The 15263-nt window shown below is 43.9% G+C and carries 12 protein-coding genes and 1 pseudogene; 8 read left to right on the forward strand and 5 right to left on the reverse strand.

The window, feature by feature from the left end; all coding sequences use genetic code 11:
• Positions 1-7: 7 nt before the first annotated feature.
• Positions 8-1300 (forward strand): dicarboxylate/amino acid:cation symporter, encoded by a 1293-nt coding sequence (locus V7K50_RS20885; protein WP_334963300.1) that lies wholly within the window; start codon positions 8-10, stop codon positions 1298-1300.
• Between the two features lie 40 nt (positions 1301-1340).
• Here V7K50_RS20885 and V7K50_RS20890 read toward each other — a convergent pair whose 3' ends face one another.
• From V7K50_RS20890 to psaA, 3 genes are all read right to left on the reverse strand, one after another.
• A complete protein-coding gene (locus tag V7K50_RS20890; protein ID WP_334963302.1) occupies positions 1341-1520 on the reverse strand; it encodes a hypothetical protein in 180 nt (59 codons plus the stop codon).
• A gap of 905 nt (positions 1521-2425) precedes the next feature.
• Positions 2426-4651, reverse strand: coding sequence for a photosystem I core protein PsaB (gene psaB, locus V7K50_RS20895; RefSeq protein WP_334963304.1), 2226 nt, complete (start codon positions 4649-4651; stop codon positions 2426-2428).
• A gap of 156 nt (positions 4652-4807) precedes the next feature.
• Entirely contained in the window at positions 4808-7066 is a 2259-nt protein-coding gene (psaA, locus tag V7K50_RS20900) for a photosystem I core protein PsaA (RefSeq protein ID WP_334963306.1), read from the reverse strand.
• Between the two features lie 536 nt (positions 7067-7602).
• Here psaA and V7K50_RS20905 point away from each other — a divergent pair.
• Positions 7603-9204 (forward strand): hypothetical protein, encoded by a 1602-nt coding sequence (locus V7K50_RS20905; protein ID WP_334963308.1) that lies wholly within the window; start codon positions 7603-7605, stop codon positions 9202-9204.
• 160 nt (positions 9205-9364) lie between these two features.
• Positions 9365-9547 (forward strand): HAMP domain-containing protein, encoded by a 183-nt coding sequence (locus V7K50_RS20910; RefSeq protein ID WP_334963310.1) that lies wholly within the window; start codon positions 9365-9367, stop codon positions 9545-9547.
• On the opposite strand, the gene V7K50_RS20915 is transcribed toward V7K50_RS20910, so the two are convergent.
• Together V7K50_RS20915 and V7K50_RS20920 are read right to left on the reverse strand one after the other, a co-directional pair.
• A complete protein-coding gene (locus V7K50_RS20915; RefSeq protein ID WP_334963312.1) occupies positions 9512-10426 on the reverse strand; it encodes a glutaminase in 915 nt (304 codons plus the stop codon). The two genes, V7K50_RS20910 and V7K50_RS20915, sit on opposite strands and share 36 nt — an antisense overlap.
• 35 nt (positions 10427-10461) lie before the next feature.
• Entirely contained in the window at positions 10462-10644 is a 183-nt protein-coding gene (locus V7K50_RS20920; protein ID WP_334963315.1) for a hypothetical protein, read from the reverse strand.
• A 53-nt stretch (positions 10645-10697) separates the two neighbouring features.
• Between V7K50_RS20920 and V7K50_RS20925 the strand changes: the two genes are divergently transcribed.
• The 5 genes and pseudogenes from V7K50_RS20925 to V7K50_RS20945 all read left to right on the forward strand — a co-directional run bounded on the left by V7K50_RS20925 (position 10698) and on the right by V7K50_RS20945 (position 15170).
• Positions 10698-12212 carry a thioredoxin-like domain-containing protein gene (locus V7K50_RS20925; RefSeq protein ID WP_334963317.1) on the forward strand — a complete coding sequence of 505 codons (1515 nt, stop codon included), beginning with the start codon at positions 10698-10700 and terminating at the stop codon, positions 12210-12212.
• 264 nt (positions 12213-12476) lie between these two features.
• A pseudogene (locus tag V7K50_RS20930) lies at positions 12477-13043 on the forward strand (HAD family hydrolase); the annotation flags it as partial.
• Between the two features lie 123 nt (positions 13044-13166).
• Complete coding sequence (locus tag V7K50_RS20935; RefSeq protein WP_334963506.1) at positions 13167-13517, forward strand: DUF952 domain-containing protein; 351 nt, start codon at positions 13167-13169, stop codon at positions 13515-13517.
• 129 nt (positions 13518-13646) lie between these two features.
• The gene (locus tag V7K50_RS20940; protein ID WP_334963319.1) at positions 13647-13925 is read left to right on the forward strand and encodes a hypothetical protein; all 279 of its coding nucleotides are present in this window, start codon (positions 13647-13649) and stop codon (positions 13923-13925) included.
• 327 nt (positions 13926-14252) lie between these two features.
• Entirely contained in the window at positions 14253-15170 is a 918-nt protein-coding gene (locus tag V7K50_RS20945; RefSeq protein WP_334963507.1) for an RluA family pseudouridine synthase, read from the forward strand.
• The last annotated feature ends 93 nt before the right edge of the window (positions 15171-15263 follow it).

The following is a 15263-nucleotide window of genomic DNA, read 5'->3' on the forward strand; positions in this document are numbered from 1 at the left end:
CTAACTAATGAGTCAAACAGAGAGTACCACTTCATCTGCAACCAAAGCTAGCCCTTGGTGGCAGCGTATCCCTCTCACATTACAAATTCTGATCGCCTTAGTCGCCGCAATCAGCGTCGGAATTGCCCTTGGTGCGGGGAATCCCAATCCCAGCAACGCAGTCTTAATCAACAATTTAGCAATTCCGGCTGAATTGGTGCTAAAGGCTCTCCGCGCCTTGGCTACACCCCTGATTTTTGCAGCAGTGTTGCATACCTTGATGACTACTAACATCCCTGGTACAGCCGGACGGCGGCTAGCAGTGCTACTTTTAACTAACACTACCGTAGCCATCTTAATAGGACTTTTGGTAGCCAATGTGCTACGTCCAGGGACTTGGGGCAATGTAACCACCCCAACAAGTACGGCAATACCTACTCAGAGTCTTGATCCTTGGGGAATAATCAAAGATGCTGTACCGGAAGCTGTTCTCAAGCCACTGGTTGATAATAATGTCATCCAATTGATTGTTATTGCCCTGAGTTTTGGCATCGTCCTACGGGGATTAAAATCTGAACAAATCGCCCAAGGTAAGAACGGATACCAGCCAATTGAGGATGTCATTGGGATTTTATTTGAAGCGGTAGCCCGTATCCTCAACTGGGTAATTGCCTTAGTGCCCTTCGCAGTCTTTGGAATTGTATCTAAAACTATTGCTATGCAAGGCTTTGCACCGTTTAAATCTTTGGGTGCATTTATACTGGCGGTGCTGTTAGCATTGGTATTGCAAGCGTGCTACTACCTCACTAGAGTAAAATTTGGTTCTTGGGTACACCCGTTAAAATTCTTAGCTGGCGGTTCTGATGCCTTTTTGACGGCTTTCTCAACTTCTTCTTCTGCGGCGGCAATGCCTGTAACCTTTGAGGTTTTGCAAACAAAAGTCGGTTTAAGGGAATCTTCTGCTGCTTTGGGGGCATTAGTCGGGGCAAATTTCAATAATGATGGCACTGCCCTCTACGAAGCAATGTCTGCGTTGTATATTTCCCAACTAATTGGGCAACATCTGAGTCTGCCACAGCAGTTAATTGTTATTCTTACCTCGATTTTTGCATCTGTAGGTGCGGCAAATATTCCTAATGCTGGACTGGTAACGATGACGCTGGTGTTCACTTCTGTCGGCTTACCTACCCAGTACATTGCTTTGCTAGTTACTGTAGACTGGTTTCTGGACCGCTGCCGCACCGCAATTAATGTCATGGGAGATATGACTGTCAGTGCTTTACTTGATGGCAAAAAGCAACGTTCTCTAGACGAGGCTTAGTTTGCCAGCTTTTAGTTGAGTGCGGCAGCTTTTCAGATAGCTAATGTTGTTGGGGTCCCTTGGCGTCACATTCTTTAGTCCAGCAGCGTTCTAGAAGTTGAAGACGCCAGATTAATGAAAAGCGTTGGGGATTCAATACCAATTTAGTATCGCGACTAAATAAGGGCTGGTTCAGATACTGCCAAAGGGGAAATTTAATTTTGCTGTGTTTTGGAGTCATAAAAACAATAAAATAATATAAAAGTTTTGTCTAGCAATTGCCTGATAGTGTTTTTCTAGTTAAAGGCTACACTGCGTTTTGGCAGTTGTCCTGGTGGCAATTGCGGATTTTCAGCAAGTGAATGTATGTTGTTTCCGCTTTAATACTGAAATTGCAGACACCACTTTTCTGATTCTACATTCTGTGAAAAGTCATCGCATTTCACGAAATTCCTGCTATAGATACGTTAATCAGGGCGTATATATATATACGCCCTTACATTAGATGCCATTGATGTTGATTCCTCTTAATTTTGAGTTTCTTCTGATCCCACTGTTACCACCCGCCTAATTTCGTCACTGCGAAACCCGATGGCCATTGGACGACGTACTCCCAAAAGTGCTACCACCCACGTCGTACAATTCCAGCACTACCCCTTCTATTCGCAGGGAATGGACAATATCGCCGCTTCTTAAGTCAATCACTAATAACCCTATGCTCCTACTGTTGGATGTAAACCTCTGCGAGAAATCTATATGTAAGCTAATCGGGATTTAAGTTGCATAATCAAGGCGGGCAAGATGCCCACCCCACAAGATATTGAGAAAATCTTAATATGCAAATTAGATGTGTTTTAGCTTATCAGGATTTGTGTGAAATGGTATGAGGTTCAACATTTCGATGAATTTAAAATTAATTTTTCTTTTAATAGCGATCGCTCTTCATCAGAGAGAGATAATATTACTTCAACTAGAGATTCAATCAGTAATTTCCAAATAAAAAAATATCCAATAACCTCTTGTGGGGTGGGCATCTTGCCCGCCCCTTCTCTATTTTTCCCATCCTCCCCACCCAAAACCCACAAAAAAATCCCCCACCTTGCGGCAGGGGATTTTTATTACTTATCTACAAAACTAGCAGCCGAATTAACCGAACTTACCAGCAGTAGAAGCAATCAAGAATGCGGCGTAAGTTACGATGTAGCCAACAGTGAAGTGAGCTAGACCAACTACACGAGCTTGAACGATGGACAGAGCCACGGGCTTGTCTTTCCAGCGAACTAGGTTAGCTAGAGGAGTGCGTTCGTGTGCCCAAACAAGGGTTTCAATCAACTCTTGCCAATAACCTCTCCAGGAGATTAAGAACATGAAGCCAGTAGCCCAAACTAGGTGTCCAAACAGGAACATCCAAGCCCAGACAGACAGGTTATTCACGCCGTAAGGGTTGTAACCGTTAATCAACTGAGCAGAGTTCGCCCAGAGGTAATCGCGGAACCAGCCCATGAGATATGTAGAGTTCTCATTGAACTGAGCGACGTTGCCTTGCCAAATACCTAGATGCTTCCAATGCCAGTAGAACGTAACCCAACCCAGGGTGTTCAGCATCCAGAATGTAGCGAGGTAGAAGGAATCCCAGGCTGAGATGTCGCAAGTACCGCCACGACCGGGGCCGTCGCAAGGGAAGGCATAACCGAAGTCCTTTTTATCGGGCATCAGCTTAGAACCACGGGCATCCAAAGCACCTTTGACCAAGATCAAGGTGGTGGTGTGCAGACCTAAAGCGATCGCATGGTGTACCAAGAAGTCGCCAGGGCCAATTGTCAAAAACAGGGAGTTAGTACCAGCATTGATGGCATCTAACCAGCCTGGAAGCCAAACGTTAGCGTAGTTAGGCCATGCTGTGTAAGCAATACTATCTGAGTTAGATAGCAATGCATCTAAACCGTACAGTACTTTACCGTTTGCAGCTTGGACGAATTGAGCAAATACTGGCTCAATCAAGATTTGCTTTTCAGGAGTGCCGAAAGCAACTACTACGTCGTTGTGTACATACAAACCAAGGGTGTGGAAGCCTAAGAAAAGGGATACCCAGCTCAGGTGGGAAATAATCGCTTCTTTGTGCTTCAGCACGCGCTCAAGTACGTTGCCTTTGTTTTGTTCTGGATCGTAATCACGTACCCAAAAGATTGCACCGTGGGCAAAAGCACCAAGCATCAGGAATCCAGCAATATACTGGTGATGGGTGTACAACGCTGCCTGAGTTGTGTAGTCCTTCGCAATAAATGCGTAGGAAGGCATAGAGTACATGTGCTGTGCAACCAAGGAGGTGACAACACCTAGCGCTGCTAAGTGCCAACCCAATTGGAAGTGCAGGGAGTTGTTGTAGGTGTCGTAGATACCTTGGTGAGGTAGGTTGAACGGACCTTCAACAGGAATGCCGAAGAAACTCTTGGCATTTAATGCTTCTTTGAGACTGTGACCAATCCCAAAGTTTGTCCGGTACATGTGACCGGCAACGATGAATAGAACTGCGATCGCTAAATGGTGATGAGCAATGTCAGTCAACCAGAGAGCTTCTGTCTGGGGATGGAAACCACCCAAGAAACTCAGAATTGCAGTTCCTGCACCTTGCGATGTGCCGAATATATGTCCAGGAGTGTCAGGGTTTTGAGAATAAACACCCCAGTTGCCTGTAAAGAATGGTGTCAAACCGGCTGGGTGGGGTGGGGTATTCAAGAAGTTATCCCAACCTACGTGCTGACCGCGAGCTTCGGGGACAGCAACGTGAATTAAGTGACCAGCCCAAGCCAATGAACTAACACCAAACAAACCTGCTAAGTGGTGGTTTAGGCGATGTTCAGCACTCTTAAACCATGCCAAGCTAGGACGGTACTTGGGTTGCAAGTGCAGCCAACCAGCAAACAATAATACAGCAGCGAATAACAGCAAGAAAACTGAACCGTTGTACAGTTCGCCGTTATTCCGCATACCGATGGTATACCACCAATGGTAGAGACCAGAGTAGGTAATGTTTACCGGATTACTAGCGCCAGCTTGGGTAAAAGCTTCGATCGCTGGTTTACCGAAGTGGGGGTCCCAAATCGCGTGGGCGATGGGACGGATGTGAAGGGGATCTTTAATCCACTGTTCAAAGTTACCTTGCCAGGCTACGTGAAACAGGAGGCTGGATGCCCACAGGAAGATGATTGCCAAGTGACCGAAGTGAGTTGCGAAAATCTTTTGGTAAAGATTTTCTTCCGTCATGCCATCATGGGTTTCAAAATCGTTGCCTGTAGCGATCGCATACCATATCCGACGAGTCGTCGGGTCCTGTGCGAGATCCTGGCTAAATTTCGGAAATTTTGTCGCCATAGGTTTAATAAATCCTCTGACCTTTAGCCATCAAATACCAGCTGGGATAGTTAGGAGTTATGAGTTGTGAGTTATGAGTTATGAGTTCTAAATTTCCATTTCTAACTCCTAACTCCTAACTTCATTCCTAACTCCTAACTTTTAGGAAGCTGATTGCTACCCTACTGAAAGGATGTGTGCATGGAAGAATGCCCAAGTTGTGGCAATTCCTCCTAAGAGGTAATGAGCTACCCCTACAGCCCGACCCTGAATAATACTCAGAGCGCGAGGCTGAATTGCTGGTGCTACCTTCAGTTTGTTATGCGCCCAAACAATGGACTCAATCAGTTCTTGCCAGTAGCCGCGACCACTGAACAGGAACATCAAGCTGAATGCCCAGACAAAGTGAGCGCCTAAGAAGAGTAGACCATAGGCAGATAGCGCACTGCCGTATGAATTGATGACTTGTGTAGCTTGCGCCCACAAGAAGTCCCGTAACCAACCGTTGATGGTAATAGCACTTTGGGCAAAGTTACCACCTGTGATGTGAGTTACAGTCCCATCTGCATCTACGGTTCCCCAGACATCTGATTGCATCTTCCAACTAAAGTGGAAAATTACAATCGATATGGAGTTGTACATCCAGAAAAGTCCGAGGAATACGTGATCCCAACCGGAGACTTGACAGGTACCGCCACGACCTGGACCGTCGCAAGGGAAGCGGAAGCCCAAGTTTGCCTTGTCTGGAATCAGACGAGAGCTACGGGCGTATAGTACACCTTTGAGCAGAATTAGGACGGTGACGTGAATGGTGAAAGCGTGAATGTGGTGAATTAGGAAGTCCGCTGTGCCCAAAACAATGGGTGCAGCTGCCACTTTACCGCCAACAGCCAAGACACCGCCGCCAAAGACATAGCTAACTGGTTCTAGGGCATTGGGTGCAGTTGTACCAGGAGCCAAGGCGTGAATATTTTGTATCCACTGGGCAAATACTGGCTGCAATTGAATCCCTGTATCAGAGAACAAGTCTTGAGGACGACCCAATGCGCGCATTGTGTCGTTGTGGATGTAAAGTCCAAAGCTATGGAAGCCGAGGAAAATACATACCCAGTTCAGGTGAGAAATAATCGCGTCACGGTGACGAATTACTCGATCCAGCACGTTGTTTTGATTCACAACTGGATCGTAATCACGCACCATGAAGATCGCAGCGTGAGCCGCTCCACCAACAATCAAGAAGCCACCGATCCACATGTGGTGTGTGAATATGCACAACTGCGTAGCGTAATCAGTTGCCAAGTATGGATAGGGGGGCATCGCGTACATGTGATGCGCGATGATGATGGTCAGCGAACCCAAGAAGGCCAGGTTAGTAGCCAACTGAGCGTGCCAAGATGTGGTCAGGTTTTCGTAGAGACCTTTGTGACCTTCACCGGTGAAAGGACCCTTGTGGTTTTCTAGGATCTCTTTAATGCTGTGACCAATACCCCAGTTAGTGCGGTATTGATGACCAGCAACGATAAAGAGAACTGCGATCGCTAAATGGTGATGAGCAATATCACTCATCCACAAGCCACCAGTTACTGGGTTTAGACCGCCCTTGAAGGTGAGGAAGTCAGCATACTGACCCCAATTCAAGGTGAAGAAAGGTGCTAAACCAGCAGCAAAGCTGGGATACAACTCGGTCAACAAGTCTTTGTTCAAGATGAACTCGTGGGGCAAGGGTATGTCTTTGAGAGCAACGCCTGCATCCAAAAGCTTGTTGGTCGGTGCGGAAACGTGGATTAAGTGACCTGCCCATCCCAAGGAACCACAACCTAGCAGTACTTGCAAGTGGTGATTCAGCATGGACTCCACATTCTGGAACCATTCCAGTTTGGGAGCGCGTTTGTGGTAGTGGAACCAGCCGGCAAATAGGAATAAGCCTGCTAATACCAAGCCACCGATCGCAGTTACGTAAAGTTGGAAGGAGTTTGTGATCCCCCAACCGCGCCAGACTTGGAACAAACCGGAGGTGATTTGAATACCGTGGAAACCACCGCCAACATCACCGTTTAAAATGTCTTGCCCGACAATGGGCCAAACAACTTGAGCGCTAGGCTTAACGTTCAAGGGGTCGCTTAACCAAGCTTCGTAGTTGGAAAACTTCGCGCCGTGGAAAATCATCCCGCTCAACCAAACCATCACTACGGCTAGGTGGCCGAAGTGGGCTGAGAATATCTTGCGGGAAATGTCTTCTAAATCGCTTGTATGTGTATCAAAATCATGGGCGAGTGCGTGCAGGTTCCAAATCCATGTGGTGGTTTTGGGACCTCTGGCTAAGGATCTGTCGAAGTGACCAGGTTTTGCCCATGCCTCGAATGAGGTTGGAACTGGGTCGTTATCGACGATTATTCTTGCCTTTTTTTCCTCTCGCTCCGGAGGACTTATTGTCATTTGACCTCCTCTCTTGATAAGGAATGAGGAATCATGAATACCACAAAGTGAACCATTACCGCATACTCAGAATTTTACTGAAGCCGCGATGAAGACCCTATGTGGAGAGTTGTTTCTCGTTGAATTATAGAGTCTTCACCTGCACTTTGTTAGAGATATTTTAACAATAATTCAAACTTGCTCGAATATTGCTGAAATTCCTGCCTTTGCTGGCTTTTAACGTCAAACTTTTTGTCCAAAAGTCAATAGATTATCTATTTTATTTACAAAGGATAACAATTCGTAAAATTTATGGTTTGACTTTGTGTAGCCGATGTTCCAGCTTTTACTGCTATTGCCCATAAATATTTGTGTCATATTCCAATTTTTATAAGTAAAAAGCTGTAATTAATATGACTTATTTTAAAACTTCCTGAGATGCACAAGAAAACTTCTGGGGTGTGAGGTAGATTTCACCTTTTGGGCTATAGTTCCAGATGGACAGTTTGAGCCAAAATAATCTGTCAATTGTCGAAGACTATCACTGGGTGCAACCTATGAACTCGTGGCAGAAAAGGGTATTAGAGAAGTTCCTCCCTGAGAGGTTATCGATTCTCAGGTGGGTAATGACATTGTTACTGGTATTAAGCTTGACCAGTTGTGGCGAGAAAGTCGCTAGCCAGGAAGTATCTACTGGTTATAGAGAAAACTTTCCACATATTTCTCAAATTTCAAAGCAATTTTCCGAAGTTTCTCCACCATCTGTGATCCAAGAACTGAGTCCAGTTTTGGAAGTTTATCAGCCACAAGTGACAATTGTGACTCCACAGCCTGATGAAGTTTTCCAAGATAACAAAGTTACAGCCCGTTTTCAGGTTAAGGATTTACCAATATTTAAAGACCCACAATTACAACTGGGGCCTCATTTACACGTAATTCTAGATAACCAACCTCATATATCTGTTTACGACCTGAATCAGCCCTTGGTTTTGCCAGACTTATCCCCAGGTACTCATACCCTACGCGTCTTCGCCTCCCGTCCTTGGGATGAAAGCTTCAAAAATGAAGGCGCTTATGCCCAGGCAACATTTCACGTTTTTACAAAAACCGACGACAACAACCCAGATCCCAAATTACCCCTGCTAACTTACAGCAATCCTCAAGGTAACTACGGAACAGAACCAATCTTACTCGACTTTTACCTAACTAACGCGCCCCTGCACCTCGTTGGCAAGGAAAACGCTAACGACGAATTCAGTGATTGGCGTATTCGCGTCACAATTAATGGTGAAAGCTTTATTTTCGATCGCTGGCAAGCAGTTTACCTTAAAGGCTTCCGTCCAGGAAAAAACTGGGTAAAACTGGAATTTCTCGATAACCAGGGAAATCCGGTCAAAAATGCCTTTAATACTACAGTTAGATTGATTGACTATCAGCCAAAGGGTAAAGATACTCTATCGAGAATTACCAGAGGAGAACTCACAGCAGCTGAGGTGCGCGGTATTGTTGACCCGAATTATAGACCTGCACCTAAACCCACACCTACACCTTCTGTTGAAAAAACACCCCAAATACAACCGAAGGTAGAAAAACAGCCCATTCCTGAAACGGAAATTCCCAAAGAATCCAAAATACAGCCAGAAAAACCAAAATTTCAAGTTCCAACGGCTGCACCATCTCCTAGCTTGTCCCCGACACCAGCAGAAACACAGCCAGAGGTAACACCAACTCCTGAATCAACGCCGTTACCTGAAAAAGTTGCGCCTCAGCCAACAAAATCTAAATTTGGTGGATTTTTTAAGCGTGGGGCTGGTAAAGTTCCTACACCAGAAGCGCCGGTTGCACCATCTCCTAGTTTGCCACCGACGCTGCCAGAGATTATCGAGTCTCCGACACCAGCAGAAACACAGCCAGAGGTAATACCAACTCCTGAATCAACGCCGTTACCCGAAAAAGTTGCCCCTCAAGCAACAAAACCTAAGCTTGACGGATTTTTCAACCGTCGAACGGGCAAGACGCCTACTCCAAAAGTAACAGTTGCGCCATCTCCTAGTTTGCCACCGACACTGCCAGAGATTATCCAGTCTCCAACACCAGAAATAATTACGCCAACGCCTTCATCGGGTGAAGTACCAGACAAACAAGTGCAACAGCCATAAAAAAGGGAATTCTAAGTAAGGATTAACTCTTATTGCTTACTTAGGATTAATATGGCTTTCCAGACCTCAGATTCAGATTTTCCATCGATTTCAGAGTATATCGCCGTTGTACCATTCAGCCGCAGGGGGTGGTTCTCAAAAATTACCAACGGTCTAAGTATTGGCAACAAAATTAAATAAAGAATCTAACTTTGACCTGCAAGCACCGGTTATGACCACAGATGAAATTGAGATACTTGCTAATGCTTTTAACCAAGTTTTGCATGGTACGGAATTTATGATTTCTCTTCCCATCCAAAAGCAGAATTCACCCAAAGATACTCAACTGCAACTCTTGTGCTAAAGCCTCAACAAATGCGATCGCTACTATAGGATTTCCGATATTATCCAACCCAGGACTGTAACAAGCGATCACTCCCTCACCTAGTACTATTGCTACAAGTCCACCACCAATCCCTGATTTCATCGGTAAACCAACTCTGACTGCAAACTCGGCAGAAGCTTCGTACAATCCACAAGTTAACATCACAGCATTGACAATTCGGCGGTTTTGTGGTGATATACAGCCATTGTCAAAAGCTAAGAGTTTTCCTAACAGGACTAAATCTTCAACTCGTCCAGATATACAGCATATTTGTTCGTAGGTGTCAAGTGCTGTTTCCAGATTTTCTAGATAACCGGCTTCGGCGAGATAATTAGCGATCGCTTCATTGGCTGCTGAACGGGTTAATCGCACTGAAGCCAGCATTACCTCATCTAACCTTAGTTGGCAACCGGCTAATTGGTTGAGCCATTGACAAAATAAAAAAGTGCGTTGATGAGCGTCCTTTCCTGGTAACTTATCAGACAAGGTAATTGCCCCACTATTAATCATGGGGTTGCGGGGATGGCCGCGATCGCTAACTAATTGTTCTAAAGAATTGAAGGGTGCATCCGATGGTTCCACCCCAACCCACCCAAAAACTGTTTCTGCGCCAAAATGTTCCAGCAGATAAAGTAGGGAAAATGTCTTAATCACACTCATTAGCGGGAAAACACAAGCTATATCCCCAAAATTGATGGTTTTACCCGATTTACAGCAGATATGAACTGCAAACCAACCAGAATCAGCCAAAGCTAATTGGGGAATGCGATCGCAAACTCTTCCCTGTTTAGCTTGGATTTTAGCTAGTTGTACCCAAGCTGATAAATTTTCAGTAGTTAGTTTGTCTAGTCTTTTCAAAAGTAATACACGCTCAAATTGATTCTAGTTTATACTTATTGGCGTTTTAACTCTTGTATCAATACTTGGCAGCGCTTACAAGCTTCTCTTGCCTGTTGCCTAAACTGTTTGGCTTCCTCTTGGTTAGTTAAATATACTTCAGATGCTTGTTGCCTAAGTTCAACAGCTTGTTTACTGAGTTCCTTAATACGAGTCTTTAATTCTTCAATTGTTTTCATCAGTCTATTTCAAAAAATTGGTATAAACATCCTTTAAGAGCAAAGAATACTTTATGATTCCCCGTGTTAGAGCGCCCGAATTACCGCAAAATTACTCTTGGCTTAATACCGACAAACCCTTGTCTCTTAAACAACTCAAGGGTAGAGTCGTAATTTTAGATTTTTGGACATACTGTTGCATCAATTGTCTGCATATTCTGCCAAACCTGAAATATTTAGAACAAAAATATAAAGATAGTCTTACCGTTATCGGTGTTCATTCTGCCAAATTTGACAACGAAAAAGAAACAGAAAACATTCGCCAAGCTATCCTACGCTACGACATTGAACACGCAGTTGTAGTTGACATCGGGTTTCGAGTTTGGGAAGAATATGCTGTACGTGCTTGGCCAACCTTAATAATTATTGATCCAGAAGGTTACGTGATAGGCCAGATTTCTGGTGAAGGAAACCGTGACACTTTAGACGAGTTGATTCAAAAGTTAATTCAGCAACACCAAGACAAAGGTACAATTAATTTTCAAGAAATCAGCTTGACTTTAGAAAAACAGCGCCAACCATTAATCACACCCCTAGCTTTTCCTGGTAAAGTTCTAGCGACTCCAACAGGTTTATTCATTGCTGACTCTGGACATAACCGCCTCGTTGTCAGTAGCTTTGATGGAGAAATTCAGCACTTAATTGGTACTGGAAAATCTGGCTTAACCGATGGTGCTTTTAACGAAGCGCAATTTTTTGCACCCCAGGGAATGGCTTATGATGCCGAAAATCAGATTCTTTATGTTGCTGATACAGAAAATCATGCCCTGCGGCGAGTTGATTTAAAGCGTCAAGTAGTAGAAGCGATCGCGGGAACTGGTGAACAAAGCCACAATATCAATCCTCATGGCGGTGCTGGTTTAGAAACCGCGCTGAATTCCCCTTGGGATTTAGTGAAAGTGGGAAATACCCTATTTATTGCAATGGCTGGGCCGCATCAAATTTGGCAAATGGATTTGGAAACAGGCATCATCAAAACTTATGCTGGTACTGGTGCAGAAGCCTGTATTGATGGTTCGCTTGGTGAATCTGCTTTTGCTCAACCTAGCGGTATTACTAATAATGGGCAAGAATTATATATTGCTGACAGTGAAGTTAGTTCAATTCGCGGTGTGGGAATTGTAGAACCGTACCAAGTGCGAACTATTTGCGGTAGTGGCGGTTTATTTGGTTTTGGCGATGTAGATGGACAAGGTGAAGATGTCCGTTTGCAGCACTGTTTAGGAGTGGAATATGCTCAGAATTTTTTGTGGGTGGCGGATACTTATAATCATAAAATTAAATTAGTTAGTCCCAATGGCAATTGTCAAACAGTTTTAGGAGATGGTTCTGCTGGTTTACAAAATGGTCAAGGTAAGAATAGCCGCTTTTTTGAACCTTCGGGATTGAGTGCTGGCGGTTCATATCTATATATCGCTGATACGAATAACCACGCCATCCGCCGCGTAGATTTAGATACTTTTGAGGTGACAACGCTAGAGTTTATTGGGTTATGTGCGCCGGATGTTTGTATTCCGCCTAATTTATAGAATGAGAATCTCACGCAAAGACACAAAGAAAAGCTCTGTATCTGGAGCGTCTGGGCATGAGATTTTAAATAATAATATAGGACTTATGCAAAAACCCTCTTAAACTCTCATTTCTCCGTGACCTCTGCGTCGCGCCAGTTGCTTCTCCCAAGGGGAGACGTTACGCGAACAAGTCGGGGAACCCCTCCAACGCACTGGCTTCTCTGTGGTTCATTTTCCGTTACCTTTGCGTAAGTCCTATAATATTGTTGAGCGATCGCTTGTATGCAATTAGTAATTTTTGATATTGATGGTACACTAACTAATACCTACAAAATTGATGAAAATTGTTTTGTACGCGCTTTTGCATTGGAGTTTGGCATTTTTGGTATAAATACAAATTGGTCTGAATACTCATACACTACAGATTCTGGAATTACCCAGCAAATTTTCAAAGAAAAATTAGAACGCCTTCCTTCAGATAAAGAGTTAGTTAGACTCAAAGCACGTTTTGTTAGTCTACTCCAGGAAGCGTATATTAATAACCAAGATTTACTCGGCGAAATTCCTGGGGCTGCAAATGTATTAGCTAAATTACAGCTAGACCCTGATTGGTGTGTTGCGATCGCAACTGGTGGCTGGTGTGAATCTGCTAAACTAAAACTTAAAAAAGCTCACTTAAAAATCGAAGGCATCCCGTTGGCTTCAGCTAATGATGCACTTTCACGAGAAGATATTATTAAAACAGTTCTTATCAAAGCCAAGGATGTTTATCAAGTTGAAAAATTCCAGAAAGTTGTTTTTGTAGGTGATGGTGTTTGGGATGTAAAAGCAGCCTATCAGTTGAGTATTGCTTTTATTGGAATAGGTAATAAGAAATTAACTAATGTAGGCGCTAGCAAAGTAATTAAAGACTTTACAAATTTAGAAGATTTTCCGAAAATATTACAATCCGCATTAATTCCTAGATTTTCTATGAACACTATCCTCCATATTACCAAACGCCAACAATGGGAACAAGCAAAAGATTTGGGTAGCTATCGCGCTGATTCACTAGATTCTGAAGGCTTTATCCACTGTTCTAAGTCAACGCAAATACTCAAAGTTGCAAAGAGATTTTTTGATAATCAAAAAGAATTGGTAATACTTTTTATTGATTCTGAAAAAGTACAAGCTGAAATTCGCTATGAACCTGCTGAAATAGGTGAATTATTTCCTCATATTTATGGTGAGTTAAATATTGATGCTGTGTATCAGGTGATTGATTTTGAAGCTGGGGAAGACGGGTTTTTTGAGTTGCCGCCAGAAGTTATAAATTTAGAATGACGAACCGCAGAGGCGCGGAGGACACGGAGGAGGAGAGATGGAGAGAATTAAAGCGATCGCTTTTTGGCTAGGGCGTTTGCTTCATCTCAAATTTGAGTAAAAATGAAGTTATTTAACAACTAACATCCTATGGTTACTCTTCAACTCAGCCAAATTAGTGCTTATCAGGCGTTGAAAGTACCTGAAATCTGGCGATATGAAAGCAAAAACCTAGAAATTAGTTTACTGCAAGGTGATCAATATGTGAAGTCTCTCATCAGCCCCACATTTCCTACTTTTTCTATCACGGAACTCATTCCCCGATTTGTGGAAATGGCGCGAACCATAGGAATGAGTTCAGCACTGAGAGCGTTTCGACAATCGGTAAGAGAACAAATAAGCTGTCGCGCATTTAATTTGCACAACTAGGGCGGGCAAGATGCCCACCCCACAAGAGATTCATTTTTTTGAGGATGCAAATTAAAAGATTTTTAGCTTACAAGACAGCTAGGGTAATAGAATTTGCGGCTACACAAACTCTCGTCCGCATCCGTGGACTAAGTTAAAATCAAGGTTTTGCCTGGGTAGACGCGATTTCTAACACCCTTTTAAAGCATTCCGCGCTTTACTTAAAGAACGGGGAATTAATCTAGAGCAATTGTGACCGAATTTAATTTACAAATCCAAGAAAATAGCGATCGCTTATCAACTCCACTGGAGGATGCTTTACCTAGCTTGCTTCCCCTTAAGAGTACAATACACTGTGTCAACACTAAGGGCGATCGCCTTGACCGTTATCTTTCCCAAGAATTACCAGATTTATCCCGTTCTCGCATCCAACAGTTAATCGAACAGGGTAACGTCCAACTTAATGACAAAGTTTGCACATCTAAGAAGATCAATGTCAAGTTAGGCGATCGCATCACTCTGGAAATACCAGAAGTCCAACCTTTGGAACTGCTTGCAGAAGATATCCCCTTAGATATTCTCTACGAAGACGACCAGTTACTTATTCTCAACAAACCCGCAGGCTTGGTTGTCCATCCTGCACCTGGTCATCCAGATGGCACTTTGGTAAATGCTTTATTGGCTCACTGTCCCAATTTACCAGGAATTGGCGGAGTCCAACGTCCCGGAATTGTCCATCGATTGGATAAGGATACTACGGGAGCGATCGCGATCGCTAAAACAGATATTGCCCATCGTCATCTACAAGCCCAACTCAAAGCAAAAACTGCAAGGCGAGAATACTTGGGCATAGTTTACGGTGCGCCAAAAACAGAAAGTGGCACCATAGACTTACCCATTGGTCGCCATCCCCAAGACCGCAAGAAAATGGCGATTATACCCGTAGAAGAAGGCGGACGAGTCGCCGTCACTCATTGGCAAGTACTAGAACGCCTTGGTAACTTCACCTTAATTCACTTTCAATTAGAAACTGGACGTACCCATCAAATCCGCGTCCACAGCGCCAAAATGGGTCATCCCATTGTCGGCGACCGAGTTTATAGTTCTGGTCATTCAGTGGGGGTAAATTTGCCCGGTCAAGCACTCCACGCTTGGCGGTTAAAATTGCAGCATCCGGTATCTGGAGAGTTAATTGAGGTGACAGCCACTCCTCCCGCCCACTTTACAAAACTTTTAGAGATGTTAAAAAGACGAACTACACTTTAACAATTCAAAATTCAAAATTAAAGACATTTTAGACGAAGAGGAGTGCGGTCTTGGGGTCTCCTCCACCGTAGGATGCGCGTTCGCAAAGCGTCT

Source organism: Nostoc sp. (genome assembly GCF_036917135.1).
In the GTDB taxonomy this organism is placed as follows: domain Bacteria; phylum Cyanobacteriota; class Cyanobacteriia; order Cyanobacteriales; family Nostocaceae; genus Nostoc.

Excerpts from the sequence above, each read along its gene's own strand:
- V7K50_RS20885 (WP_334963300.1), top strand. The coding sequence starts at position 8 with ATGAGTCAAACAGAGAGTACCACTTCATCTGCAACCAAAGCTAGCCCT.
- V7K50_RS20890 (WP_334963302.1), bottom strand. The coding sequence starts at position 1,520 with ATGACTCCAAAACACAGCAAAATTAAATTTCCCCTTTGGCAGTATCTG.
- psaB (WP_334963304.1), bottom strand. The coding sequence starts at position 4,651 with ATGGCGACAAAATTTCCGAAATTTAGCCAGGATCTCGCACAGGACCCG.
- psaA (WP_334963306.1), bottom strand. The coding sequence starts at position 7,066 with ATGACAATAAGTCCTCCGGAGCGAGAGGAAAAAAAGGCAAGAATAATC.
- V7K50_RS20905 (WP_334963308.1), top strand. The coding sequence starts at position 7,603 with ATGAACTCGTGGCAGAAAAGGGTATTAGAGAAGTTCCTCCCTGAGAGG.
- V7K50_RS20920 (WP_334963315.1), bottom strand. The coding sequence starts at position 10,644 with ATGAAAACAATTGAAGAATTAAAGACTCGTATTAAGGAACTCAGTAAA.
- V7K50_RS20925 (WP_334963317.1), top strand. The coding sequence starts at position 10,698 with ATGATTCCCCGTGTTAGAGCGCCCGAATTACCGCAAAATTACTCTTGG.
- V7K50_RS20935 (WP_334963506.1), top strand. The coding sequence starts at position 13,167 with ATGAACACTATCCTCCATATTACCAAACGCCAACAATGGGAACAAGCA.
- V7K50_RS20940 (WP_334963319.1), top strand. The coding sequence starts at position 13,647 with ATGGTTACTCTTCAACTCAGCCAAATTAGTGCTTATCAGGCGTTGAAA.